The organism is Delftia sp. ASV31, from assembly GCF_016428765.1.
Taxonomy (GTDB): domain Bacteria; phylum Pseudomonadota; class Gammaproteobacteria; order Burkholderiales; family Burkholderiaceae_C; genus Comamonas; species Comamonas acidovorans.
In genome coordinates this window covers 1-460 of the sequence record NZ_JAELTK010000213.1, presented here as the reverse complement: position 1 = coordinate 460, position 460 = coordinate 1, and the positions used below count along the sequence as shown (strand labels likewise).

General features: G+C 46.5%; 1 protein-coding gene and 1 pseudogene. Both read left to right on the top strand.

Going from position 1 to position 460, the window contains the following annotated elements; translation table 11 throughout:
• A pseudogene (locus tag JHD82_RS29050) lies at nucleotides 1-268 on the top strand (UDP-N-acetylglucosamine 2-epimerase); the annotation flags it as partial.
• Nucleotides 268-460 (top strand): hypothetical protein (locus JHD82_RS30060; RefSeq protein WP_233174955.1); only part of this gene is annotated, 193 nt, incomplete at its 3' end. The pseudogene JHD82_RS29050 and the gene JHD82_RS30060, both read left to right, overlap by 1 nt.

Sequence of the window (460 nt, the reverse complement as noted above, 5' to 3'; positions counted from 1 at the left end):
AATCTTGACTGATTCCGGATGAGTTCAGGAAGAGGCTCCTGCACTTGGAAAGCCTGTGCTTGTGTTGCGTGAGGAAACAGAGCGCCCTGAAGCCGTTGCTGAAGGAGTTGTGGAATTGGTGGGATCTGATAGTGAGCATATTGTTCAAAGAGTGCAGTGCTTGCTAGATGATGAAACGGAATACAAGAAAATGGCACGAGGTGTTTCTCCATACGGAGATGGAAAGGCCGCTCAAAGAATAGTTGCCGTTCTGAGGGAGCAAGCTTAGTGAAAGTATTGCTTATTGCATATGAGTTTCCTCCAATATTGGCTGCCCAGGCATTGCGTTGGTTTTATTTGTCTAATGAGCTAGTCGATATTGGTGTAGACATCCATGTCGTATGTCCAGATATTTCGACAGAAAACGCGTTTCCCATGGATATGGATGCGCGTATTACTATCCATCGAGTCTGGCCAGGGC